Annotated in this window: 19 protein-coding genes and 6 tRNA genes; 15 read left to right on the plus strand and 10 right to left on the minus strand. The window is 73.0% G+C overall.

The window, feature by feature from the left end:
* Positions 1-44 precede the first annotated feature (44 nt).
* From cbiE to ACZ6ZQ_RS08960, 4 genes are all read left to right on the plus strand, one after another.
* The gene (gene cbiE, locus ACZ6ZQ_RS08945) at positions 45-1,289 is read left to right on the plus strand and encodes a precorrin-6y C5,15-methyltransferase (decarboxylating) subunit CbiE (RefSeq protein ID WP_469767879.1); all 1,245 of its coding nucleotides are present in this window, start codon (positions 45-47) and stop codon (positions 1,287-1,289) included.
* Between the two features lie 364 nt (positions 1,290-1,653).
* Positions 1,654-5,184, plus strand: a complete 3,531-nt coding sequence (gene cobT / locus ACZ6ZQ_RS08950) for a nicotinate-nucleotide--dimethylbenzimidazole phosphoribosyltransferase (protein ID WP_469767880.1) — start codon at positions 1,654-1,656, stop codon at positions 5,182-5,184.
* A 319-nt stretch (positions 5,185-5,503) separates the two neighbouring features.
* The gene (gene cobA / locus ACZ6ZQ_RS08955) at positions 5,504-6,784 is read left to right on the plus strand and encodes a uroporphyrinogen-III C-methyltransferase (RefSeq protein ID WP_469767881.1); all 1,281 of its coding nucleotides are present in this window, start codon (positions 5,504-5,506) and stop codon (positions 6,782-6,784) included.
* Between the two features lie 64 nt (positions 6,785-6,848).
* Complete coding sequence (locus ACZ6ZQ_RS08960; RefSeq protein WP_469767882.1) at positions 6,849-7,667, plus strand: TrmH family RNA methyltransferase; 819 nt, start codon at positions 6,849-6,851, stop codon at positions 7,665-7,667.
* Positions 7,668-7,929: 262 nt separating this feature from the next.
* Here ACZ6ZQ_RS08960 and ACZ6ZQ_RS08965 read toward each other — a convergent pair whose 3' ends face one another.
* A complete protein-coding gene (locus ACZ6ZQ_RS08965; RefSeq protein ID WP_469767883.1) occupies positions 7,930-9,177 on the minus strand; it encodes a serine/threonine-protein kinase in 1,248 nt (415 codons plus the stop codon).
* Positions 9,178-9,409: 232 nt separating this feature from the next.
* On the opposite strand from ACZ6ZQ_RS08965, the gene ACZ6ZQ_RS08970 reads away from it, so the two are divergent.
* From ACZ6ZQ_RS08970 to ACZ6ZQ_RS08985, 4 genes are all read left to right on the plus strand, one after another.
* A complete protein-coding gene (locus ACZ6ZQ_RS08970) occupies positions 9,410-9,697 on the plus strand; it encodes a hypothetical protein (protein ID WP_469767884.1) in 288 nt (95 codons plus the stop codon).
* Positions 9,698-9,885: 188 nt separating this feature from the next.
* Complete coding sequence (locus ACZ6ZQ_RS08975) at positions 9,886-10,092, plus strand: hypothetical protein (RefSeq protein WP_453662403.1); 207 nt, start codon at positions 9,886-9,888, stop codon at positions 10,090-10,092.
* A gap of 283 nt (positions 10,093-10,375) precedes the next feature.
* Positions 10,376-11,353: a phosphotransferase family protein gene (locus ACZ6ZQ_RS08980; protein WP_469767885.1), complete on the plus strand. Its 978-nt coding sequence runs from the start codon at positions 10,376-10,378 to the stop codon at positions 11,351-11,353.
* A 49-nt stretch (positions 11,354-11,402) separates the two neighbouring features.
* On the plus strand, positions 11,403-11,681 hold the full coding sequence (locus tag ACZ6ZQ_RS08985) for a TFIIB-type zinc ribbon-containing protein (RefSeq protein ID WP_469767886.1): 279 nt from the start codon (positions 11,403-11,405) through the stop codon (positions 11,679-11,681).
* Positions 11,682-11,735: 54 nt separating this feature from the next.
* Here ACZ6ZQ_RS08985 and ACZ6ZQ_RS08990 read toward each other — a convergent pair.
* From ACZ6ZQ_RS08990 to ACZ6ZQ_RS09010, 5 genes are all read right to left on the minus strand, one after another.
* Positions 11,736-11,807, minus strand: a tRNA-Val gene (locus ACZ6ZQ_RS08990).
* Between the two features lie 42 nt (positions 11,808-11,849).
* A tRNA-Val gene (locus tag ACZ6ZQ_RS08995) sits at positions 11,850-11,921 on the minus strand.
* Between the two features lie 21 nt (positions 11,922-11,942).
* A tRNA-Val gene (locus tag ACZ6ZQ_RS09000) sits at positions 11,943-12,014 on the minus strand.
* Position 12,015: 1 nt separating this feature from the next.
* A tRNA-Cys gene (locus ACZ6ZQ_RS09005) sits at positions 12,016-12,089 on the minus strand.
* Positions 12,090-12,127: 38 nt separating this feature from the next.
* Positions 12,128-12,200, minus strand: a tRNA-Gly gene (locus ACZ6ZQ_RS09010).
* 168 nt (positions 12,201-12,368) lie between these two features.
* On the opposite strand from ACZ6ZQ_RS09010, the gene ACZ6ZQ_RS09015 reads away from it, so the two are divergent.
* From ACZ6ZQ_RS09015 to ACZ6ZQ_RS09025, 3 genes are all read left to right on the plus strand, one after another.
* The gene (locus tag ACZ6ZQ_RS09015; RefSeq protein ID WP_469767887.1) at positions 12,369-13,415 is read left to right on the plus strand and encodes a chorismate-binding protein; all 1,047 of its coding nucleotides are present in this window, start codon (positions 12,369-12,371) and stop codon (positions 13,413-13,415) included.
* Positions 13,415-14,242, plus strand: coding sequence for an aminotransferase class IV (locus ACZ6ZQ_RS09020; protein ID WP_469767888.1), 828 nt, complete (start codon positions 13,415-13,417; stop codon positions 14,240-14,242). Before ACZ6ZQ_RS09015 ends, ACZ6ZQ_RS09020 begins: the two co-directional genes overlap by 1 nt.
* Positions 14,243-14,472: 230 nt before the next feature.
* The gene (locus ACZ6ZQ_RS09025) at positions 14,473-15,312 is read left to right on the plus strand and encodes a GNAT family N-acetyltransferase (RefSeq protein WP_469767889.1); all 840 of its coding nucleotides are present in this window, start codon (positions 14,473-14,475) and stop codon (positions 15,310-15,312) included.
* A 281-nt stretch (positions 15,313-15,593) separates the two neighbouring features.
* Here the strand turns inward: ACZ6ZQ_RS09025 and ACZ6ZQ_RS09030 are convergent, their stop codons facing one another.
* Positions 15,594-16,118 (minus strand): DsbA family protein, encoded by a 525-nt coding sequence (locus ACZ6ZQ_RS09030; protein WP_469767890.1) that lies wholly within the window; start codon positions 16,116-16,118, stop codon positions 15,594-15,596.
* Between the two features lie 130 nt (positions 16,119-16,248).
* Between ACZ6ZQ_RS09030 and ACZ6ZQ_RS09035 the strand changes: the two genes are divergently transcribed.
* Both ACZ6ZQ_RS09035 and ACZ6ZQ_RS09040 read left to right on the plus strand, forming a co-directional pair.
* Positions 16,249-16,725, plus strand: a complete 477-nt coding sequence (locus tag ACZ6ZQ_RS09035) for a hypothetical protein (protein ID WP_469767891.1) — start codon at positions 16,249-16,251, stop codon at positions 16,723-16,725.
* Positions 16,726-16,858: 133 nt separating this feature from the next.
* Positions 16,859-17,011 carry a hypothetical protein gene (locus ACZ6ZQ_RS09040; RefSeq protein WP_469767892.1) on the plus strand — a complete coding sequence of 51 codons (153 nt, stop codon included), beginning with the start codon at positions 16,859-16,861 and terminating at the stop codon, positions 17,009-17,011.
* A 23-nt stretch (positions 17,012-17,034) separates the two neighbouring features.
* Here ACZ6ZQ_RS09040 and ACZ6ZQ_RS09045 read toward each other — a convergent pair whose 3' ends face one another.
* On the minus strand, positions 17,035-17,592 hold the full coding sequence (locus tag ACZ6ZQ_RS09045) for a CGNR zinc finger domain-containing protein (protein ID WP_469767893.1): 558 nt from the start codon (positions 17,590-17,592) through the stop codon (positions 17,035-17,037).
* Positions 17,593-17,783: 191 nt separating this feature from the next.
* Entirely contained in the window at positions 17,784-18,197 is a 414-nt protein-coding gene (locus ACZ6ZQ_RS09050) for an SsgA family sporulation/cell division regulator (RefSeq protein WP_003959770.1), read from the minus strand.
* A gap of 189 nt (positions 18,198-18,386) precedes the next feature.
* On the opposite strand from ACZ6ZQ_RS09050, the gene ACZ6ZQ_RS09055 reads away from it, so the two are divergent.
* Together ACZ6ZQ_RS09055 and ACZ6ZQ_RS09060 are read left to right on the plus strand one after the other, a co-directional pair.
* Complete coding sequence (locus ACZ6ZQ_RS09055) at positions 18,387-18,845, plus strand: TIGR02611 family protein (protein WP_469767894.1); 459 nt, start codon at positions 18,387-18,389, stop codon at positions 18,843-18,845.
* 64 nt (positions 18,846-18,909) lie between these two features.
* Positions 18,910-18,984, plus strand: a tRNA-Val gene (locus ACZ6ZQ_RS09060).
* Positions 18,985-19,053: 69 nt separating this feature from the next.
* Here the strand turns inward: ACZ6ZQ_RS09060 and ACZ6ZQ_RS09065 are convergent.
* A complete protein-coding gene (locus ACZ6ZQ_RS09065) occupies positions 19,054-21,579 on the minus strand; it encodes an SCO7613 C-terminal domain-containing membrane protein (RefSeq protein WP_469767895.1) in 2,526 nt (841 codons plus the stop codon).
* Between the last annotated feature and the right edge of the window lie 68 nt (positions 21,580-21,647).

Here is a 21,647-nt window from a genome sequence, read left to right on the forward strand (position 1 = left end):
CGGCAGCGCTCCCGACCTGCGACGACACCAGGAGAGAGACGACGATGGCCGACCGGGTCACGGTGATCGGCTGGGACGGTTCGCCCCTGACCGCAGCCGCCAGGTCCGCCCTGTCCGCTGCCACTCTCGTCGCCGGGGCGGCGCACCACCTGGCACTTCCCGAGGTGCCCGCGAACGCCGAACGCATCCGGCTCGGCAGCGTGGACCTCGCCGCCCGCAGGATCGCGGGACACCGCGGCAGCCCCGTCGTCCTCGCCGACGGCGACCCCGGCTTCTTCGGCGTCGTCCGCACGCTGCGCGCACCGCAGCACGGACTGGAGGTCGAGGTCGTCCCCGCGGTCTCCTCCGTCGCCACCGCCTTCGCCCGCGCCGGGATGCCCTGGGACGACGCCCAGATCGTCGTCGCCCACAGCCGTACGCTGCGCCGCGCCGTCAACGTCTGCCGGGCCCACCCCAAGGTCGCCGTCCTCACCTCGCCCGGCGCGGGCCCCGCCGAGCTCGCACTGCTCCTCGACGGCGTCCACCGCACCTTCGTGATCTGCGAGGAGCTCGGCACCGAGCGCGAACAGGTCACCGTGCTCACCTCCGACAAGGTCGCCGACCACGCCTGGCGCGACCCCAACGTCGTGATCGTCATCGGCGGCGCCGCCTCGGCCCAGGGGTGGGGACACCCGCACGCCGAAGGCCATGGGGGAGGCTGGGCGGCGGGCCGCGAGCCGGGCCGTCCCACCCAGGTACGCGGCTGGGCGCACCCCGCCGAGCAGGGGCAGCACCAGTCCGGCGAGGGCGAATCGGTGCAGTTGCGCGCCGCCCAGCTCGCCCGCCTCGGCCCGCGCCTCGGCGACCTCGTCTGGGACATCGGCTGCGGCAGCGGGGAGCTCGCGGCCGACGCCGCCCGCTTCGGCGCCGCGGTCATCGCGGTCGACGACGACCCCGCCGCCTGCCTCCGCACCGACGCGGCCGCGCGCCGTCACGGAGTCCAGCTGCAGACCGTCCGCGGCCGCGCGCCGCACGTGCTGGAACGGCTCCCCGAACCCGATGTCGTACGGATCGGCGGCGGCGGAGTCCCCGTCGTCACCGCCTGCGCCGACCGCAGGCCCGAGCGCATCGTCGCCCACGCCTCCACCCGCGACGAGGCCGAGGCGATCGGCGCAGCCCTGGCGGACGGCGGATACGCCGTCGAATGTGCCCTGCTCCAGTCCGTGGACATGGACACCGGAGCATGGTCGGAACGCGAGCGCTCGGTCGTCTTCCTGCTCTCGGGGCAGCGGCTGGATCGCAGCCCCTGACCTTGGCGCCATGCCATGGCGAGGTAGGCTGGCCGATCGTTGCACCGCAGCCGGTCGTTCGTCGATTCTCCCCCTGGCTCCGCCGGGGGGACCCCCAGTCAATGTCCGGAAAAGGGGACTGTTTTGGGTCCCGCTGTGGTACGGCGCGACCGGGGGGACGCGCAACGTGGCGCAGTCCACAGCAAACCGTGGCGGATCCTGCTGCCATGGACACGAACGGCCACGAGAATGCTTGGTGTCTGTGGGCTTTCGTGCCGCGCGGCGCACACGCTCGTTCTTGTAATGACGGGCACCGGGTGCGTGCCGCGATCGGGCGCCCCGGGCGAAGGTCTGAAGGAGCACAACCGATGGGCGAGGGGTACGCATGACTGACACCGGCCAGGTCCCGGGCGAGGGGCTGCCGGAGAACGCAGGCATGGTGGAGCAGCCGGGCATCCCCGCTCCGGGCGCGTACACCTTCCTCGATCCCTCCGAGAGCGGCTCCGAATCCGTCGGCGAGGACGACGACCTGCTGCTGATGCCGAGCGCGCAGGGCGCGTGGAGCGACCCGCAGTCGGTGCCGCCGCCGGCCATGGTGCCGGGCCAGATGCCGGGGCACGCCCCGCTTCCGGGCGTGGCACAGGTGCAGGCGCCCGGTGCGGCTCCGGCCCCCGTGCAGCAGATGCAGGTGACGCCGCAGGTGGCACACGCGCCGGACGTCCTGGCGGCACCGGCGCCCGTCGCGCCCGTCCTCCCCGCACCCGACCCGGTGGCGCCTGCGGAGGCCGTCGTACCCGTACACACGCCCGAGCAGCCGGTGTACGAGCAGCCCGGGTACGAGCAGGGCGCCCCCGAACAGGCGATCCTCGCTCAGGCCGCGCCCCAGCAGGCCGTAGCTGAGCAGGCCCCGCGCCAGCAGGCCGTTGCCGAGCAGTTCGTTCCCGAGCAGTTCGTACCTGAGCAGTTCGTACCTGAGCAGGCCGTTGCCGAGCAGGCCGTACCTGAGCAGATCGTTCCCGAGCAGCTCGTGCACGAGACCGGGGCGCACGAGGCCGGTGGCCGCGACTCCGGGTCCGTCGACCTCGGCGGCGTACGGATGCCGCCGCCCGTGTCCACGCCGACGCCGCCCCCGGCACGCCGCCCCCTCCACATGGGTCCGCCCGTGCCCGACGCGACCGGCGGCGTCGTCCGCTCGCTGTCCGACCGCGGCCCCGCCGGGCGGCGGGGCAACGGCGCCGGCCAGACGCCGGCGGCACCTGTCCCGGCCGGCGTCCCCGGCCCGGCGACCATGGGGCCCGAGTATCTCGACGTACCCCGCGAGGAGCCGGCCGTGCTGCCCGGGCCGCAGCTGGGCGAGATTCCGCCGCAGGGCGGCGCCCCGTGGTCCCCGCAGCCCTCCCAGCCCCAGGTGGCTGTCGCCGCGCCGGCAGAAACGGTCGTCCCGGAGGCGGTGCGAGTGGCGGCGGACACTGCTGTCGCCGCTCCCGCCGAGGCCGCCGTAGAGGCGCCCGTGATGGCTCCTGCGATGGCTCAGGCCATGGCTCCGGCGGTCGCTCAGGCGGTGGCCCCCGAGCCCGCTCCCGTCGGCCGGTTCGTGCCGGTCGAGGGCTCCTTGCCGACCACCCCGCACCTTGCTCCCACTCCGCCTGCCGGGACGGTCCTGGCCGAGGAGGAGCAGGTCGAGGCTCCCGAGCCGGTGGCTGTCGCTCCTGAGCCGGTGGCTGTCGCACCGGCGCCGGAGGCCGTGGCGGCGCCGGAGCCGGTGGAGGTGGCCGAGCCCGCCGAGCCCGCCGACTCGGTGGAACCCGCGGAACCCGTCGCCGAGCCGGTGGTCGAGGTGGCCGCACCGGCACCCGCACCCGCACCCGCACCCGAGCCGGAGGCCGCCGCGGCTGTACCCGTGCCCCGTGGCGGTGGCAGTGGTGACGAGCCGGAGCCCGGCGCGGCCGAGTCCGCCGAGCCGGTGGCCGAGCAGCCCACCGGCGAGCCCGAGCTTCTCGGCGACATCGCCGAACCACAGGCTGCACCCGCCGAGGAAGTCGTACCCGAAGCCGCGTCCGAGGAAGCGGCGTCCGATGAAGCCGTGCGCGAGGAAGCCGTGCTCGAAGCCGCGCAGGAGGAAGCCGCGCCCGAGCCGGAGGCGGGCCCCGCCACCGTGGAGGAGCCGACGACCGAGGCCGACGGCGCCCCCGCTCCCGGCTATGCCGACGCCGAGCGCGAGGCCGTCCTCCGCGTCATGCGCGAGCGCCGCGACATCCGCAACGGCTTCCGCAGCGACCCGATCCCGCACGAGGTCCTCCTCCGGGTCCTCGAAGCCGCGCACACCGCGCCCAGCGTGGGCCACTCCCAGCCCTGGGACTTCGTCGTCATCCGCTCCGCCGAAACCCGCCGGACGATGCACGAACTCGCCCAGCGACAGCGCGAGGCCTACGCCAAGTCCCTCCCCAAGGGCCGGGCGAAGCAGTTCAAGGAACTGAAGATCGAGGCCATCCTCGACACCCCGGTGAACATCGTGGTCACGGCCGACCCCACCCGCGGCGGTCGTCACACCCTCGGCCGGCACACCCAGCCGCAGATGGCGCCGTACTCCTCAGCCCTCGCCGTGGAGAACCTCTGGCTCGCCGCCCGCGCCGAGGGCCTCGGTGTCGGCTGGGTCAGCTTCTTCGACGAGCGCGAGATGGTCCGCGCTCTCGGGCTGCCCGAGCACCTCGAAGTCGTCGCGTATCTCTGTGTCGGGTACGTCGACGAGTTCCCGGAGGAGCCCGAGCTGATGCAGGCGGGCTGGTCCAAGCGCCGCCCGCTGTCCTGGGTCGTCCACGAGGAGACGTACGGACGCCGGGCCCTGCCCGGCGAGGAGCCCCACGACCTTCTCCAGGAGACCGTCTCCAACATCCGTCCGCTGGACGCGAAGGCGCTCGGCGAGGCGTGGGAGCGGCAGAAGCGGATGACCAAGCCGGCCGGGGCGCTGGGCATGCTGGAGATCATCTCCGCGCAGCTCGCCGGGCTCTCCCGGATGTGCCCGCCGCCGATCCCGGAGCCCGCGGCGGTCGCGATCTTCGCCGGTGACCACGGGGTGCACGCCCAGGGCGTCACCGCGTGGCCCCAGGAGGTGACCGGCCAGATGGTCGCCAACTTCCTCGGCGGGGGAGCGGTCTGCAACGCCTTCGCCAACCAGGTCGGGGCCGAGGTCTGCGTCATCGACGTCGGTGTGGCGTCCGACCTGCCGGCCACGCCCGGTCTTCTGCCGCGCAAGGTCCGTCCCGGTACGGCGGACTTCACGACCGGCCCCGCGCTGACCCGGGACGATGTCCTCGCGGCGGTCGAGGTCGGCATCGAGACGGCCCGCGACCTCGTCGCCGCGGGCAACAAGGCGCTGCTCACCGGCGAGATGGGCATCGCCAACACCACGGCGTCGGCCGCGCTGATCTCCGTCTACACGGGCGTCGACCCGGTGGAGGTCACCGGACGCGGAACCGGCATCAACGACGAGATGCACGCCCGCAAGGTCGATGTCGTGCGGCGCGCTCTCGAACTCCACCAGCCCGACCCGGCCGACCCGATCGGCGTCCTCGCGGCGGTCGGCGGCCTGGAACACGCGGCGCTGGTCGGCTTCATCCTGGGCGGCGCGTCGCTGCGTACGCCGGTCGTTCTGGACGGTGTCTCGGCGGGTGCCGCGGCCCTGGTGGCCCGGGCTGTCGCCCCGGAGGCACTCGCGGCCTGCATCGCCGGCCACCGCAGCGCCGAGCCGGGCCATGTCGCGGCCCTCAACAAGCTGGGCCTGCGCCCGCTGGTCGATCTCGACCTCCGCCTCGGCGAGGGCACGGGCGCGCTGCTGGCCCTCCCGCTGGTCCAGAGCGCTGCCCGCGCAATGCACGAGGTCGCGACGTTCGACTCCGCGGGCGTGACGGAGAAATAGCGAGGTGCGCCTCCGGCGGGGGGTGAGGTGACGGTGTGCCCTCTGCCGTGACGGCGGCCGGACCGGGTTTGCGGTGTTGCCCTCTGCCGTGACGCCGTCACGGCAGAGGGCAACACCGCAAACCCAGCCCGTCCGGCGTTTGAGGACGGACACACCGGCCGCCCGCACGGCACCGGGCAACACCGCACGCCCGCGACGCCCGCTCAACCCCGTGACCCCCACCCCGTATCGTGGTCGCGAGGACCCCTCATCCCCGTCCCCACCAGCCGCTTCACCGTCGCAGCGGCCCCGCACCGCCGCCCCGAGGAGCCGCACCGCCATGGCCGAGCACGCTGAGCACGCCGAAACCCCTGCGCACGCCGAAAGCCTCGCGCACGAGCACCCTGCCTACCCCGTAGGCCTCCGTCTCTCGGGCCGCCGCGTCGTCGTCATCGGCGGTGGCCAGGTCGCCCAGCGCCGCCTCCCCGCGCTCGTCGCGGCCGGCGCCGACGTCACCCTGGTCTCGCCGTCCGCGACGCCCTCCGTCGAGGCCATGGCGGAGGCCGGCGAGATCACCTGGACCAGGCGCCGCTACGAGGACGGGGACATCGCCGACGCCTGGTACGCGCTCGTCGCCAGCAGCGACCCCGTCGCCAACGAGGCCGCCTCCGCCGAGGCGGAGCGCACCAAGACCTGGTGCGTGCGCTCCGACGACGCCGAAGCGGCCACCGCCTGGACCCCGGCCACCGGCCGCAGCGAGGGCGTGACGGTCGCGGTGCTCACCGGACGCGACCCCCGTCGCTCCGCCGCCGTACGGGACGCGATCGTCGAAGGACTGCGTGACGGCTCACTCGCCGCCCCTCACCACCGCGCCCGTGCCCCGTTCGTGGCGCTGGTCGGTGGCGGCCCCGGCGACCCGGACCTCATCACCGTCCGCGGCCGGCGCCTCCTCGCCGAGGCCGATGTCGTCATCGCCGACCGCCTCGGCCCGCGCGACCTGCTCGACGAACTCCCCCCGCACGTCGAGGTGGTCGACGCGGCGAAGATCCCGTACGGCCGGTTCATGGCCCAGGAGGCCATCAACAACGCGCTGATCGAGCACGCGAAGGCGGGCAAGTCGGTCGTCCGCCTCAAGGGCGGCGACCCGTTCGTCTTCGGCCGCGGCATGGAGGAGGCCCAGGCGCTCGCCGCAGCGGGCATCGCCTGCACGGTCGTCCCGGGCATCTCCAGCTCCATCTCGGTACCCGGTGCCGTCGGCATCCCGGTCACCCATCGCGGCGTGGCCCACGAGTTCACGGTCGTCAGCGGCCACGTCGCGCCGGACGACCCGCGGTCCCTCGTCGACTGGCAGTCGCTCGCCAAGCTGCGCGGCACGCTCGTCATCCTCATGGGCGTCGACAAGATCGGCGCGATCGCCGAGGCGCTCATCGCCCACGGCAAGGCGCCGGACACCCCGCTGGCCCTGGTCCAGGAGGGCACGACGGCCGCTCAGCGCCGCGTCGACGCGACGCTCGCGACGGTCGCGGAGACCGTCAGGGCCGAGGACGTACGGCCCCCCGCCGTGATCGTCATCGGCGACGTCGTCACCGAGGGCCCGCGGAAGCAGCCGGCTCACCAGTAACCAGCGGTAACCAATCTCCGCCCCAGCCGTTGGCACCTCACCCCGGACAAGGCAGTATCACCCTGTGGCTGATCTCATCACCGTCGATGACCCCGACGACCCGCGTCTGCGCGACTACACGGGCCTGACCGACGTCGAACTGCGGCGCAAGCGCGAGCCCGCCGAGGGCCTCTTCATCGCCGAGGGCGAGAAGGTCATCCGCCGCGCCAGGCACGCCGGTTACGAGATGCGGTCGATGCTGCTCTCGGCCAAGTGGGTCGACGTCATGCGTGACGTCATCGACGAAGTCCCGGCTCCGGTGTACGCCGTGAGCCCGGACCTCGCCGAACGTGTCACCGGATACCACGTGCATCGCGGCGCCCTCGCCTCGATGCAGCGCAAGCCCCTGCCGACGGCCGAGGAACTGCTCCATGACGCGCGCCGCGTGGTCGTCATGGAGTCGGTCAACGACCACACCAACATCGGTGCCATCTTCCGCAGCGCCGCCGCGCTCGGCATGGACGCCGTGCTGCTCTCGCCCGACTGCGCGGACCCGCTCTACCGCCGTTCGGTGAAGGTGTCGATGGGCGCCGTCTTCTCGGTGCCGTACGCGCGCCTCGAATCCTGGCCCAAGGGCCTCGAAGCCGTACGGGAGGCGGGCTTCAAGCTCCTCGCGCTCACGCCGGACGAGAAGGCGTCGGCCATCGACGAGGCGGCCCCGCACCGGCTCGACCGGGTCGCGCTGATGCTCGGCGCGGAGGGCGACGGTCTGTCGACCCAGGCCCTCGTCGCCGCGGACGAGTGGGTACGCATCCCGATGGCCCATGGGGTGGACTCGCTGAACGTGGGCGCGGCCGCCGCGGTGGCGTTCTACGCGGTGGCGACGGGCCGCCCGCAGAGCTGATGCCCGCGGGGGGCGGACAGGGCTAGGCCGTGTTTGAGAACTAGCGCCGTCCGCCCGTAGGGCGGGGCTCGCGGCGTCTGGTGCGTGCGATCGCAAGGCGGTGGGGGCACCTCCCAGGCGCAGCTCTGGGGGAGATCATCCTCGTACTGGACGTACCTGGATGAGTCCGACAACGCAGCGTGGGGGCACCTCCCGTGCCCGCAGGGCTACGGGGGAGTGCGTGCCAGGCGTCGCGTGCCAGGCGGGAGTTCTAGAACACGGCCTAGCCCCGCAGCCCCTGCGCGACGGTGATGCTCAGCGCCACCACCAGTGTCACGACCACGAACACGAAGATGCGCTGACGAAGCAGCCGTGGATTGGCCGGTCTGCGACCGGTGGATGTCGTACGCACCCCGGGCCGGGACGCGGGACGGCCACCCGTACCCGCGCCACCCCGCGACGGTGACGGCCGCGAGCCGCCGGTACGGGAGCCGCCGGTACGGGAGCCGCCCGTGCGCGGGTCGCCGGTACGCGGCGCCGACGGCCGGGACACCCGCTCGCGGGGCGCGGGAGCCCCCGCACCGCCCCCCGTGTTCCCCGTCGCACGCCCCTGGGTGTTCCGCTCCGTGTACCGAGCGGTCTGACGGTCCGAATGGACGTCCTGCTCGGTCCGGTCGCGCTGCGCGGGTGGCCGAGCCTCGGACAGCCCCTGCGCCTCTCGCGCGGCGATCTCCTTCAGCCGCATCGAAAGCTGCAGGGTGCTGGGCCGCTCGTCCGGATCCTTCGCGAGGCAGGCCCGCAGCAGCGGAGCCAACGCGTCCGGTACGCCGTACAGCTGCGGCTCCTCGTGCACCACCCGGTAGAGCATGACCTCGGAACTGCCGTGCCCGAAGGGGGAGTCGCCGGTCGCGGCGTACGCGAGCGTGGCACCCAGCGAGAACACGTCGGTCGCGGGCGTGACCACCGCTCCGCGCACCTGCTCGGGGGCGAGGAAGCCGGGGGATCCCACCGCCGTGCCGACGTGGGTGAGCGTGCTCGCGCCGGTCGCCCAGGCGATACCGAAGTCGATGATCCGGGGGCCCTTGGGGGAGAGCAGGATGTTCGAGGGCTTCAGGTCGCGGTGCACCACCCCGGCCTCGTGCACGGCGACGAGCCCCTCGGAGAGCGCCGCGCCGATCGCCGCCGTCTCCGCCGCGGCGAGCGAGCCGTCCGCGGCGACCTTGTCGTGCAGCGAGGGCCCCGGCACGTACTGCGTGGCGAACCAGGGGCGCTCCGCCTCCAGATCGGCGGCGACCAGCCGTGCCGTGCAGCCGCCCCGGATCCGCCGCGCGGCCGACACCTCGCGCGCGAATCGCGACCGGAACTCCTGATCCTCCGCCAGATCCGGCCGGATCACCTTGAGCGCCACCCGCTGTCCGCGCCGGTCCGAACCGAGGTACACGACCCCCATGCCGCCGGCGCCGAGCCGCCGGTGAAGCCTGAACGAACCGACAACACGCGGGTCCTCGCGCCGGAGCCGCATCATCGCCATGTTCGTCCCCTACCTACGGTGGGGAGGCCCCACCCCCGAGCTGCCACGGTCGTCCGCTTGACGTGGCACAGCTTACGGACCCGTGCCCCGGTGTGCTCATAGGCCGCGCCCTCGCGGGCCGATCGATTGTCAGTGCCGGGTGGGAAACTTGAAGGGTGGTCAGGGAGCCGCCCGTACAGGGCTTCCGGCCGGTGCGATTTCCCAATGGTCCGTCGCAGAAGGGGGATTGACGATGAAGGGTGACCGCGTGGAGATAGTCGTGGACGCGGGAGACACGACGCGGACGTACGAAGTGGTGGCAAGCAGGGCGGGACGCCGGGTGGAGACCGCCGTGCGCCGCGGGGTGGTGGAAGTGAGCGAAGTCACCCGCACCGGCACAGTCGTACGGACGGCGCGCTTCATGGCGACCCGAGTGCTGGCCCTGGTCGAGCAGCCGGTGCCCAGGGAGGACGATTCGGAAGGCGGTGCCTCCTCGGAGAGGCCTGCGGGGCGTCCCCTCCGGGAAGACCCCCAGGTCTAGGACGACGTCTCCACCCAGGGGAGTACATGGCCCGCGCGCGGCTCATCCTCGGGGAGGCCCGGGAATCGGTACGCGGGCATGACGCTCCGGCCCCGCCGCGTCCCTAGTGTTGAGGTCAAGCGGCGGGTGAAGCACTCGTCCCCCGAGGTCACACACCCGCCGCTGCCGACCACGACAGGAGAGGACCCATGGCGGACACGGCAACGCGGACCACGATCCGCACGCAGGGGCGCAAGGCATACGCCGCGTTCGGCGGCCGTTCCTCGGGCCGGCGCCACCCGCTGGTGGCGACGGCCATGGTGCTCCCTCTCGCGACCCTGCTCGTCGTCGCCTTCGGCGGCTGGGAAGCAGTGGTCACACAGGCGTCGTCCGTGGGCCTGATGCTGGGGCGCTGAGCGGCGCCCCGGGCCCGGGAGAGCGGCCCGGGCCGGGGACATCCGGACCATAACCCCGTGGGGACGGGGGTGCGGCGGACGACTGCGTTCGGCCGGCCAGCTGGGGAGCTGGCCGGCCAGCGCCATTTCTTCTCCTGTTTGCTCTCTGGCTTCTTTTCCGGTTGCTTCTCCGGGGCCCTGCGGCCCCGGCCCCCACCGGGTGGGCACAAACCGGCCCCTGGCCCCCGCGGGCCCGTTCCCGGGCCGTCCCAGCCGTACCAAGGGGTTCCCGTACCCTCGCCCCGTGGAGCAGGACGACGGCACGCTGGCGCGTGCGCTTTCGGAGGCCGCACGAGCGGCCGCGCATGTCCCCGGCCGCGGCGAGGGATGCCGGGCCTGCGGGCGGGACGCGGACGTACTGGCCGATCGGGCCGACGGGGTGGTCGTACGGCATGGCCGGATCGTCGCCAAGGCGCATGCCCCCGGGACCGATCCGGACGGGCATCGCGTACGGATCGCCGTCGCCGCGCACCCCTTGCTGAGCGGAATCCTGCTGCCTCCGATCCCCTACCCCGCGGGCGACCTCGCAGGGCGCCCCGTCACCACCTGGCCGTACGGCAGCCCCGTGGACCCCGCGGACCCGGAGGGCGCCCCGTGGGAGGAGGCCGGAAACCTGCTCGCGCAGCTCCACAACGTGCCGCTCGACGGGCTTCCCGGGCCGCTCCCGGCCATGCGCGGCCCCGCCAAGGCGGCCGCGGCCGTGGCACGGATGCGCGCGGCGGCGGCCGGGCACCCCGCCGCCCGGTCCGTGCTCGACGCCTGGCACGGCCTGCCCGCCTGGGCCCGTGACGAGGCCCCCGCACCCCGACAGGCCCGGCTCTGCCATGGTGATCTTCATCTCGGCCAGCTCGTCCGCCATCCCGCCCACGACGGCCCCTGGCGGCTCATCGACGTCGACGACCTCGGCCTCGGCGACCCCGCCTGGGATCTCGCCCGCCCCGCCGCCTGGTACGCGGCCGGGCTGCTGCCCCCGGACGTCTGGACCCGCTTCCTCACCGCGTACCGGGCGGCCGGCGGCCCCGCGGCCGGGCCCGACGGCGTCGATCCCTGGCCCCAACTCGACGTGCCCGCCCGCGCCCTGACCGTCCAGACCGCCGCCCTCGCCCTGGCCAAGAGTGCGGCGGCGCGGCGTGATCTCGACGACGTGGAGCGGATGATGACCGACGCCTGTGCCCGAATTGCCTCCCTCCCACCCGAGTTGGAGGGCATCATCCCGTCGTAGGGTTTGACCGGGGTAACCCACCAACCGAACGGCGAGGAGCTGAGCCGACATGCAGTGTCCCAAGTGCCATGCGCCCATGCACACGTACAACCGCAATGGCGTCCAGATCGAACAGTGCAGCGGCTGCCGGGGGATATTCCTCGACTACGGCGAGCTGGAGTCGCTGACCCGCCTCGAGTCCCAGTGGGTGCAGCAGGCCCCGCCTGCCCCGCAGGCCTACCCGGCCGCGCCCGCGCCCGCCGCCCCGGCCTGGGGAGCGCCGCACCACGGCCACCACGGTGGCCACCACCGGCAGCGCAGCTTCGGCCGGATGCTCTTCTCCTCCTGACCGGAGACACGACGGAGCCCCCGGCCGCTCGATGCGGCCGGGGGCTCCGGGCTGTGGACGATACTGGGATTGAACCAGTGACCTCTTCCGTGTCAGGGAAGCGCTCTCCCGCTGAGCTAATCGTCCTCGCGACCACGACCCGGTCAGCCCGGATCCGTGGGCACTGCGTGCGCGATACTGGGATTGAACCAGTGACCTCTTCCGTGTCAGGGAAGCGCTCTCCCGCTGAGCTAATCGCGCGGGGGACCTTCGCAGGTCCAGTGGACGATACTGGGATTGAACCAGTGACCTCTTCCGTGTCAGGGAAGCGCTCTCCCGCTGAGCTAATCGTCCATGGAGGTGGAGACGGGATTTGAACCCGTGTAGACGGCTTTGCAGGCCGTTGCCTCGCCTCTCGGCCACTCCACCAGGAGCTGCAGGGGTTCTCGGGAAGATCCCCCACTTCGAGCGGACGACGAGATTCGAACTCGCGACCCTCACCTTGGCAAGGTGATGCTCTACCAACTGAGCCACGTCCGCCTGTCGTTTCCGTTCCGCTTGCGCGTCCCGGCGACGTGTTGAACTCTAGCGGATTCCCGGGCCAGCACAAAAACGCGTTTCCGCAGCGTGCTGAGCTGTGTTCACGGCGGGTTCACGAGCAGGTGCACGCCGGAGCGGCAGGCCGGGGCCCGCCATAGACTCACAGCCGTGCATGACCTCGCTCCTCTGGCCCGCTTCGGCGGCCTCGTCGCCACCGACCTCAGGGACGTCACCAGTGACCCCGAGGCCCTCGACTCCCCCGGCTTCTGGGCCGTCGCGGCGGACTTCGAGGGCCGGCTCACCTGTGCCCGCTTCGGTGACGTACGCCACGAGCCCGTGCCCCCTCCGGAGCCCGGACGCTGGCGCGGCCCCGCCGCCGGGGACTGGACGTCCTCGCTGGACCGAGCCGCGTACACCGCGGGTGTACGCCGCATCCGCGAGCACATCGCGGCAGGCGAGGTCTACCAGGCGAATCTCTGCCGCGTCCTGTCCGCGCCGCTGCCCGACCCCGGTTCCGCCGATGTCGACGCGCTCACCGCGCTGCTGGCGCGCGGTAACCCCGCCCCGTACGCAGGAACGATTCGGCTTCCCGCGCACGGCGTGGAGATCGCCACCGCCTCGCCCGAGCTCTATCTGCGCCGCCGAGGCCGCGCCGTCGAGTCCGGGCCGATCAAGGGCACCGGCCGCACCGCCGCCGATCTGCTGGAGAAGGACCACGCCGAGAACGTGATGATCGTGGACCTGGTCCGCAACGACCTGGGCCGGGTCTGCGCCACCGGCTCGGTGACCGTCCCGGCCCTCTGCGCCGTCGAGGCCCACCCGGGCCTGGTCCACCTTGTCTCCACCGTCCGCGGCGAGCTCACCGCCGGCGCGGGCTGGCGCGAGCTGCTCGACGCCACGTTCCCGCCCGGCTCGGTCACCGGCGCCCCCAAATCGAGCGCCCTGCGGATCATCGCGGCACTGGAGACGGCGCCGCGCGGCCCGTACTGCGGCGGTATCGGCTGGGTGGACGCCGACCGAGGCACCGGTGAGCTGGCCGTCGGGATACGCACCTTCTGGATCGACCGCGCCGCGGGCGTACTGCGCTTCGGCACCGGCGCCGGCATCACCTGGGGCTCCGACCCGGAGCGCGAGTGGGACGAGACCGAGCTCAAGGCGTCCCGGCTGCTCGCGGTAGCGTCGGGAACGTACGCGCAGAGTGGAAGGACCGCGTGATGAGGATCTGGGTCAATGGCGGACTGAAGGACTCCGACACCGCCATGGTGTCCGTGTTCGACCACGGCCTGACCGTGGGCGACGGTGTCTTCGAGACGGTCAAGGCGACCGAAGGGCGCCCCTTCGCACTCACGCGGCATCTCGACCGGCTCACCCGTTCCGCCCGCGGTCTCGGCCTGCCCGACCCGGACCACGACGAGGTACGCCACGCCTGCGAGGCCGTACTGGAAGCCAACCCCGTGGCGCTGGGCCGGCTGCGGATCACCTACACCGGTGGCGTCTCCCCGCTCGGCTCGGACCGCGGTGCCGCCGGCGCCACCCTCGTGGTCGCCGTCGTCGAGGCCGAGCGCCGCCCCGACACCACCGCCGTGATCACCGTCCCGTGGACCCGGAACGAGCGCGGTGCGCTGGCGGGGCTGAAGACCACCTCGTACGGCGAGAACGTCGTCGCCCTTGCCCGGGCCCACGAGCAGGGCGCGTCCGAGGCGCTCTTCGCCAACACGGTGGGACAGCTCTGCGAGGGCACCGGCACCAACGTCTTCGTCGTCCTCGACGGGCAGTTGTACACCCCGCCCCTCTCCTCGGGCTGCCTCGCCGGGATCACCCGCGCGCTGACCGTGGACTGGACCGGCGCGCTGGAGGCCGACCTGCCGTGGGACGTGCTGGACCGGGCCGAGGAGGTCTTCCTGACCTCCACCACCCGTGACGTCCAGGCCGTGCACCGCGTCGACGGCCGCGAGCTTTCCTCCGCGCCCGGCCCGCTGACCGCCAAGGCCATGCGGATCTTCGAGGTGCACGCCGCAGCCGACCCGGATCCGCGCTCCTAGTGCCCCTCCCGGCAAGCTTTGCCCTGTCGCGACGCCTGGCACGCGCCCTCGCTGCGTTGTCGTCGGTCGCCGATGTGCCCCGTAGCCCTTCGGGCACGGGAGGTGCCCCCAGCACCAGACGCCGCCGGGCCCGCCCCTCGGGCGGACGACGCTACTTTGAAGACACTCCGTGGAGACGGGCCCTGCCCGATGTGGTGACGGGAGGCCCCGGGACAGGTAGAACACCCCTGATGACCACGACCCTGCGGCCGACCGGGCCGCTTCAGCGCGGGGCTGACGGCGTCACGTCACGCACCTACGACGTCTGTGTGAACGGCCGGCCCGTCGGCGTCGTCGAGCTGGCCACGGATCCCGCCGCCGGCCCCTCGACGGGCGTCCTGCGATGGCTGTGGATCGACGAGGGCGACCGGCGGCGCGGAAGAGGGACGGTCGCGGCGCTCGCGGCCGAGGAGGTGCTGCGCGGGTGGGGCTGTACGCGGATCGAGACGTCGGTCCCCGTGGCGGCCTCCACCGCGCTGCGCCTGACCACCGCACTGGGCTACGCCGAGCGCGGCCGCGTCATGCTCAAGGAGCTCCCGCCCGAGCCCCCCGAGCTGCCCGCGGGCGTCGAAGGCCGCCCCTTGAGCGAGGCCGAGTTCCTTCGATGGCGGACCGGTGCGGTCCAGAGATACGCACAGAGCCTGATCGCCCGTGGTGTGTCCGAGGACCGGGCCCGGGTCAGGTCGGAGGCCGTCCACCGCGAGCAGCTCCCCGACGGCCTCGCCACCGGGGGCTCGTGGCTGCACGCACTCGTCGCGGGCGGCGCGGTGGTGGGCCACATCTGGCTGGCCGAGCGCGAGGTGCGCCCGGGGGAGCAGGGCGTGTACGTGTACGACGTCGAGGTGGCCGAGGAGCATCGCGGCCGGGGGTACGGGCGGGCGCTGATGCTGTACGCCGAGCGGACCGCGCGGGCGGCCGGGGCGTCGCTGCTCGCACTCCAGGTGTTCGCGGGCAACACCGCGGCGATCAGTCTCTACGAGTCGCTCGGCTACCGGACGAACCACATCAACTTCTTCAAGCAGCTGCTCTAGGCCTGCCCAGCAAGCTCCGCCGGAGGCCCTGGGCCTCCGGCGGCCAGGCCTAGGGGGCTTCTGATGGATTTCCGTGGAGGAAGGAACGGCATCCGGTGCGTGCTCTCGGAGTGCCGGCCGGAAGCCCTCGTACTGGGCGTACTTGGGTTTTCGGCCGGTGCGGCGAGTGGGGGTACCCCCTGCTCGAAGAGCTCGGGGGAGCGTGCCGGGCGTCGCGACGTCGGCCAGACGGCCACGGCCCGATTTTCACCCGCTCAGGGTGGCCCCGCCAGGGGCTCGGATTACTCACCCCCCGGCTGCTCCGCGAGGAGCCGGTCCGCGATCTCCTCGATCCGCTCGCGCAGCCCCTCCTGGCTCTTGCCGCCGTCGAGGCGCTCGCCGCCGATGACATACGTCGGGGTGCCGGTGACGCCGATGGCCTTGCCCTCCGCCTGGTCGGCGTCGACGATCAGGATGTGCCGGCCGTCGATCAGAGCCGTGTCGAACTCCTCCGCGTCCAGGCCGAGTTCACGCGCGACCTCCAGGAGGAAGGGCTCGCCACCGCGGTCCAGCTCCTCGACCCGCCCGAGCACGGACTCCACGTACGCCCAGCCCTGCCCCTGGACCGTGGCCTCCTCCGCGGCCTGCGCCGCGGCGAAGGAGTGCTTGTGCTTCTCCAGCGGGAAGTGGCGCAGTCGCAGCTCCAGCCGGTCGCCGTAGCGGTCGCGCAGGGAACGCAGATCGGCGAGGGCGGCGCGGCAGTCGGGGCACTGCAGCTCGCACCAGACGTCCAGGACAACGGGGCCGGCGGGGGAGGAGTCGCTCATGGGGCCAGTCTTCCAGCCCTGCCGCGTACGACCCAACCCGGACCTGCTGGGACCTGGGGAGGAGAGGCACCCCGGAGATCTCCCTGAGGTGCGGCCGGACCGTGGCTCGTCCACCCCCGTTCGGTGCAGGATGGAAGGGACGTATCCATTCGCTTCGCTCGCCCTGGAGGACCGGATGCTTGCCGAGACCATTTGTTCCGCGGTGTCCGCGGCGGGGCTGGGCATCGCCGCGGTCGCGGCGTACCGGAAGCGCTTCCTGACCGCGACCCGTATCGCCGCGTATGCGCTGATCCCGCTGGGGCTGGTGCTGACCGGAGTCGTCGAGTGGGCCGCCGCGACCGCCTTCAGCCCGGCGGCATGGGCGGGCGTGGGAGTGCTCGGGGTCTCCTGGCTGCTCTTCATGACCTCCCGGGCCGTGGAGCGGCGAAGCCTCGGCAAGGCTGCCAAGGACAGCGCCCGCCCCGGCGCGGTCGCCCCGTCGGCGTCGGCACCCGCCGTCGGTCCTGGCTCACGTCCGGCCGCCCGGCCGAAGGGAAAGCCGAGCGCCGCCGACCAGGGCGAGGACTTCAGCGACATCGAGGCGATCCTCAAGAAGCACGGCATCTGACGGCATCGGTACACCGCGCGCCGTGCGGCGCGCGGCCGTGCTCCGTCGACATCCACGGATGTGATGAACTCCCGCACCAACCATGCGTGTTGGTCGATCATCGCGACGCGCGCTGCGTCATCATCACCCCGAGATGCTGGATACCTCCCGGGGCCAGGCCCCCGCCCCCGCCGACGAGCCGCGTGGTTGCCTCTTCGCGCTCTCCCAGCCGCCCCTGATGATCTTCCTCGGGGTGATCGGCTGTCTCCTGCTCATGGCCGCGGTCCACGATCTGTTCCTGCTGTGAGCCCCCTGTGAGCGATGTGACCCTCAGCCGGCCGCTTCCTTGCGGCGTGCCCGGTAGGCGGCGACGTGCAGGCGGTTGCCGCAGGTGCGGCTGTCGCAGTAGCGCCGCGAGCGATTGCGGGACAGATCGACGAAGGCGCGTCCGCAGTCCGGTGCCTCGCAGCGTCGCAGCCTCTCCCGTTCGCCCGCCACGAGGATGAAGGCGAGTGCCATACCGCAGTCGGCCGCGAGATGCTCGGCGACCGAGGCGCCGGGCGCGAAGTAGTGGACATGCCAGTCGTAGCCGTCATGGTCGGTCAGCTGCGGGGTAGTGCCCGCGGCGGCCACCAACTGGTTGATCAGCTCGGCCGCGGTACGGGCGTCCGGCGCCGAGAAGACCTCGGTGAACCGGCCGCGTACCTCCCGTACGGCGTTCAGGTCATGTTCACCCAGATCACCCACGTCACTGACACTGTGGTTCCGTACGAACGAGTACAGCGACGAGACGTCCTTGAGTTCGTCGCCCGCGTCGTTCTCGGGTGCGGTGTTCACCAGATCGACGACGGTGTCGAGGGCGACGCGGGTGTCGTGGGGGATCAGCACGATTCGCTCCCTGGCCTGCTGCGGGCGGGGCGCCCGCCGAATTGCGCTGACTCTAGCCGGTCGCCCGGAAACGCGACGGCGCCGTCATCACGGTGGATTCCGCGACGACGGCGCCGGAGCGTGCCTTATGTGGTTGTCCGTGCGGTGCCGTCTCCCCGAGTTGGACGGCGTCGAGCAGCTCTCGGCGTGGTTCAGCTTTCCGCCAGGATGTGCGAGAGCTCCGTATCGAGATCGAAATGTCGGTGCTCGGTGCCGGGTGGCACCGCGGCGTCGGTCCGCTTCAGGAACGACTCCAGGGCCCGGGCCGGGGCCTCGAGCAGGGCTTCGCCCTCCGGAGAGCTCAAAGCGATGCAGACGACGCCCTGGCCATGACTGCGGGACGGCCAGACTCTGACGTCGCCGGTGCCGGTGGGCCGGTGCAGCCCCTCGGCGAGAAGATCGCGGGCGAACACCCATTCGACCGTCTCCTCGGCTCCGGTGTGGAAGGTGGCGTGCACGGCGTAGGGATCGGCCGTGTCATACCGCAGGCCCGCGGGTACAGGCAGTGAGGACTCGCTCGATACAACGAGGCGCAGGTGCAGCTCGCAGCTGACCGTGGTGTTCATAAGCGCCAGGGCCTTTCGCTCAGTGTGCGCTCGGGGATTCGCACGTCGGCGAAATCGACATGCCACCTACGGTGCCGTTGTAAACCCCTCTGTCTGTTTTGTGATCCTTCAGGTACCCCGTACGGAGGAGTCCCAAGTACGACCGTGCGGTCATTCCAGAGCCTGGTTTCGTCGGGTACGTTGGGGCTCATGAATGCGGAGAGTGACGAGCGGGAAAGGGTCGCCGCCCCGGCGGCCGCCGTACCCGCCACGGGGGATGTGACCGCGCCGGCAGAGCCGCCTCTCGGCTCGCGGGCGCCCGAGTTCGTGAAGGCGCGCCGGACGCTTCATCTCAGCTGGCAGGTGGGCGTTTTCATCGTCGGCCTCGCCGTGGTCGTGGCGGGTGTGATCATGCTGCCGCTGCCCGGCCCCGGCTGGCTGGTGATCTTCGGCGGCATGGCGATCTGGGCCACTGAATTCGTCTGGGCGCAGCTCGTGCTGCGCTGGACGAAACGGAAAGTGACCGAGGCGGCGCAGCGAGCGCTCGACCCCCGGGTGCGCCGGCGCAACATCACCCTCACGACGATCGGTCTGGTGATCATCGCGGTGCTGGTCGGGATCTACGTCTGGAAGTTCGGGATCGTGATGCCCTGGAAGATCGACGAGTGACCCAGGGCCGCGTCCCGGTGGTCATGGAGCACCGCTGACATGCGGTAATGTTTGCGGTGCGCCCGGGCGATTAGCTCAGTGGGAGAGCGCTTCGTTCACACCGAAGAGGTCACTGGTTCGAACCCAGTATCGCCCACCACCCGGACCGAAGGCCCCGGAGACCGAGAGTCTCCGGGGCCTTCGGCGTGTACGCGACAGGCGGGGCGGGTCAGCGCATCCGGCCCAGGACGTCCCGCAGTCGCCGGGCGTCGCGCAGCCGCTGCTCGTACGTGGCGCCCACGGCCAGCAGCAGCAGTCCGGCGAGGGCGGGCGGCAGCCAGCGGGGGAGCGCGTCGACGACCTGGACGACGTACGGGGCGAGCTCGTGCAGCGCGTCGAGCGTCAGGGTCAGTCCGCCGAGGACCAGCAGGGCCTGCAGCCGGTGCCTGGCACCGGCCAGGGTCACGGCCAGCGCGGCCAGGCCGAGGAGCAGCGGGCGCAGCCAGTGCGCGCCACTCCAGGCCGCGAGGAGGCTCGGCAGCAAGGTCGCGGCGAGACCGGGACCGTACGCCGTCCACGACGAGGCCTCCGGGTCCCGGCGCCGCCGCAGCACACCGGCGGCGAGCGCCGGGACGGTCACCGGGAGCGTGTACGCCTCGGGCGCCGACACCTCCCAGGCGGCGAGCCGCACCCAGGCGGCCGCGACGAACAGCACCGCGGCGGCGTACCCGGCGGCGGGGCGCCGCTCGGCCCGCACCGCCGTGCCCGCCGCGATGACGCCGGCGAGGCCGAGCACCATCGCGAGGGTGGACGGGTGCGGCACCGCCAGTCCGACGGCGACCAGCGCCGCGACGGCCCCGGTCAGCTCGACCGGTAGTGCGACGGAGTGGCGGCCGAGGCGCGCGCCGAGGAGAGCGGTAGCGACCGGTACGGCGAGCAGCGCGAGCGCGACCCGGTGCGCGGGGAGTCCCGCGGTCGCCGCGGACGCCGCCACGAGCCCCGTCGCGTAGACCACCGCAGCGCATGCGAGCACCGCCTGCACCACACCACGCGCAGCCGATGCGGCCGCGATGCTCACAGCCACCAGCACACCGAGCGTCACGAAGGTCGCGGGCCGGGTGGCCAGCCCCAGCAGCGCGACGCTCACTCCTGAGGCCAGTGCGCAGACGAGGGCAGTGACGGCGAGCGCGCCGCACGCCCCGCCGGCTCCGGCCTGCGGCGTGCCGGTTGCGGAGGCCTGTGGCACGCCGGCGGACGCGCCCTCCGGAGCCGTCCGCGCCGTATCGGAAGCGGTCGGGGAAAGAACGGCGAGGGCCGGGCGGACCGTCGCGGCCAGCGCCGCCGTCACCGTCAGGAGCTGGGCCGTCACCGTCGCCGTGAAGGACAGGGACAGAGCCGTCGGCGCGGCCACCGCGGCGCACCAGGCCACGGCGAGCGCCAGGCAGGCCGTGATGGTGCGGCGCTCGGCGAGGACCGGGAGCAGGCGGGGCGCCGCCCACAGGACCGTGGCCACAGTGGCCAGGACCACCGGGGCGGTGACCGCGCCCGGCAGCGGGAGGTTCAGATCCGGGGCGCCCGACCACACGTCGCCGGCTCCGGCCGCAGGGCGCAGCAGGGTGAGCACCACGGGCGGCAGCGCCCAGGCCGCCGAGGCCGCGTGGCTCACGCCCGCAGCGATCGCGAGCCCGGCCCGGACGCCGCGCGGCGCCCGTGTCCGTACGAGCGCGAGCAGCGCGACCGCGCACAGCAGATAACCGGGCACCGCCCAGTCGCCCGGCACCGTCGTACGGACTACGCCGCCGAGGGCGGCCACCACGGCGAGACCCGCCACCGTGGCCGTCGCCACCGCGGACGACGGCGCACGCCATGCGGCCCACAGAGCCAGGCCCGCCGCCGCGAGCAGCAGCAGGGCCGGCTCCAGAGCCAGGGACGGAGTGTGCGCCGACACCGACAGCCAGGCATCGACCAGCAGCGACCAGCCGCCGGTCACGACGGTGCCGATGACGGCGATCGCCCGGACGGCCGACGGCTTCGCGGCGAGCGCGATCGCGATGTCGAGCGCCGCGGTCGCCAGCATTGCCCACGCGGTCAGCCGGAGACTCCCGCCCGTCGCCAGTGCCCAGAGCGGCAGGGGGAGTTGGGCGGCCACCACGGCCGCCGGCAGCGGGAGCCGCAGTGTGCCGAGTGCCGTCCCGTACGCCGCCCACAGCCCGGCGAGCGCGCCCGAGGCGGCTGCCGCGTATGCCATGGCGTCGCTGTCGGGGAGGGTCGCGCGGCGCAGGGCGTACGCGTCGAGGATCAGGAGGACGAGCCCGAGCGCCGCGACCGACTCCGCGGTCGAGGTGAGCCCCCTGCGCATGAGCAGGACCGGTGTCCCGAGGGCCGCCAGGGTCACCGCGCCCAGTACCAGCGCACGGCCACCGATGCCCATGTGACCCCAGCTGACCAGGGTGAAGGCGATCGCGGCGATGGCGAGCAGGATCCCGCCGAGGGTCAGCAGCACGTTCTGTGCGCTCGGCGGCGAGGTCTCGGGGAGGGGGCCCGAGGGCCACCCGGCACCCCCGGGACCGGTCGGCCCCGCGGGACCGGACGCACCCGCAGGGGTCGCGGGACCCGCGACCATCGGCCGCAGGGCCTGCAGCACCTGCACCAGCCAGGCCCGGCGGGCGAGCAACTGGGCCCGCCGGGCGTCGAGTTGAGCCAGCTCGCGGTCGAGGAGCCGGAGTTCCTCGGCGGGCGGCAGAGCGTTGTCCATGGCGAGGAGTGTGGGACAGGACACACTCCGCCGATATCGGTGCGGATACTCAGATGGTGTGTGAGTAC

This window comes from Streptomyces sp. NPDC053673 (assembly GCF_055585225.1).

Bases quoted from the DNA above. Each gene is read 5' to 3' on its own strand.
- cbiE (WP_469767879.1), top strand. From the start codon at position 45: ATGGCCGACCGGGTCACGGTGATCGGCTGGGACGGTTCGCCCCTGACC.
- cobT (WP_469767880.1), top strand. From the start codon at position 1,654: ATGACTGACACCGGCCAGGTCCCGGGCGAGGGGCTGCCGGAGAACGCA.
- cobA (WP_469767881.1), top strand. From the start codon at position 5,504: ATGGCCGAGCACGCTGAGCACGCCGAAACCCCTGCGCACGCCGAAAGC.
- ACZ6ZQ_RS08965 (WP_469767883.1), bottom strand. From the start codon at position 9,177: ATGGCGATGATGCGGCTCCGGCGCGAGGACCCGCGTGTTGTCGGTTCG.
- ACZ6ZQ_RS08970 (WP_469767884.1), top strand. From the start codon at position 9,410: ATGAAGGGTGACCGCGTGGAGATAGTCGTGGACGCGGGAGACACGACG.
- ACZ6ZQ_RS08975 (WP_453662403.1), top strand. From the start codon at position 9,886: ATGGCGGACACGGCAACGCGGACCACGATCCGCACGCAGGGGCGCAAG.
- ACZ6ZQ_RS08985 (WP_469767886.1), top strand. From the start codon at position 11,403: ATGCAGTGTCCCAAGTGCCATGCGCCCATGCACACGTACAACCGCAAT.
- ACZ6ZQ_RS09020 (WP_469767888.1), top strand. From the start codon at position 13,415: ATGAGGATCTGGGTCAATGGCGGACTGAAGGACTCCGACACCGCCATG.
- ACZ6ZQ_RS09025 (WP_469767889.1), top strand. From the start codon at position 14,473: ATGACCACGACCCTGCGGCCGACCGGGCCGCTTCAGCGCGGGGCTGAC.
- ACZ6ZQ_RS09030 (WP_469767890.1), bottom strand. From the start codon at position 16,118: ATGAGCGACTCCTCCCCCGCCGGCCCCGTTGTCCTGGACGTCTGGTGC.
- ACZ6ZQ_RS09035 (WP_469767891.1), top strand. From the start codon at position 16,249: ATGGAAGGGACGTATCCATTCGCTTCGCTCGCCCTGGAGGACCGGATG.
- ACZ6ZQ_RS09040 (WP_469767892.1), top strand. From the start codon at position 16,859: ATGCTGGATACCTCCCGGGGCCAGGCCCCCGCCCCCGCCGACGAGCCG.
- ACZ6ZQ_RS09050 (WP_003959770.1), bottom strand. From the start codon at position 18,197: ATGAACACCACGGTCAGCTGCGAGCTGCACCTGCGCCTCGTTGTATCG.
- ACZ6ZQ_RS09055 (WP_469767894.1), top strand. From the start codon at position 18,387: ATGAATGCGGAGAGTGACGAGCGGGAAAGGGTCGCCGCCCCGGCGGCC.
- ACZ6ZQ_RS09065 (WP_469767895.1), bottom strand. From the start codon at position 21,579: ATGGACAACGCTCTGCCGCCCGCCGAGGAACTCCGGCTCCTCGACCGC.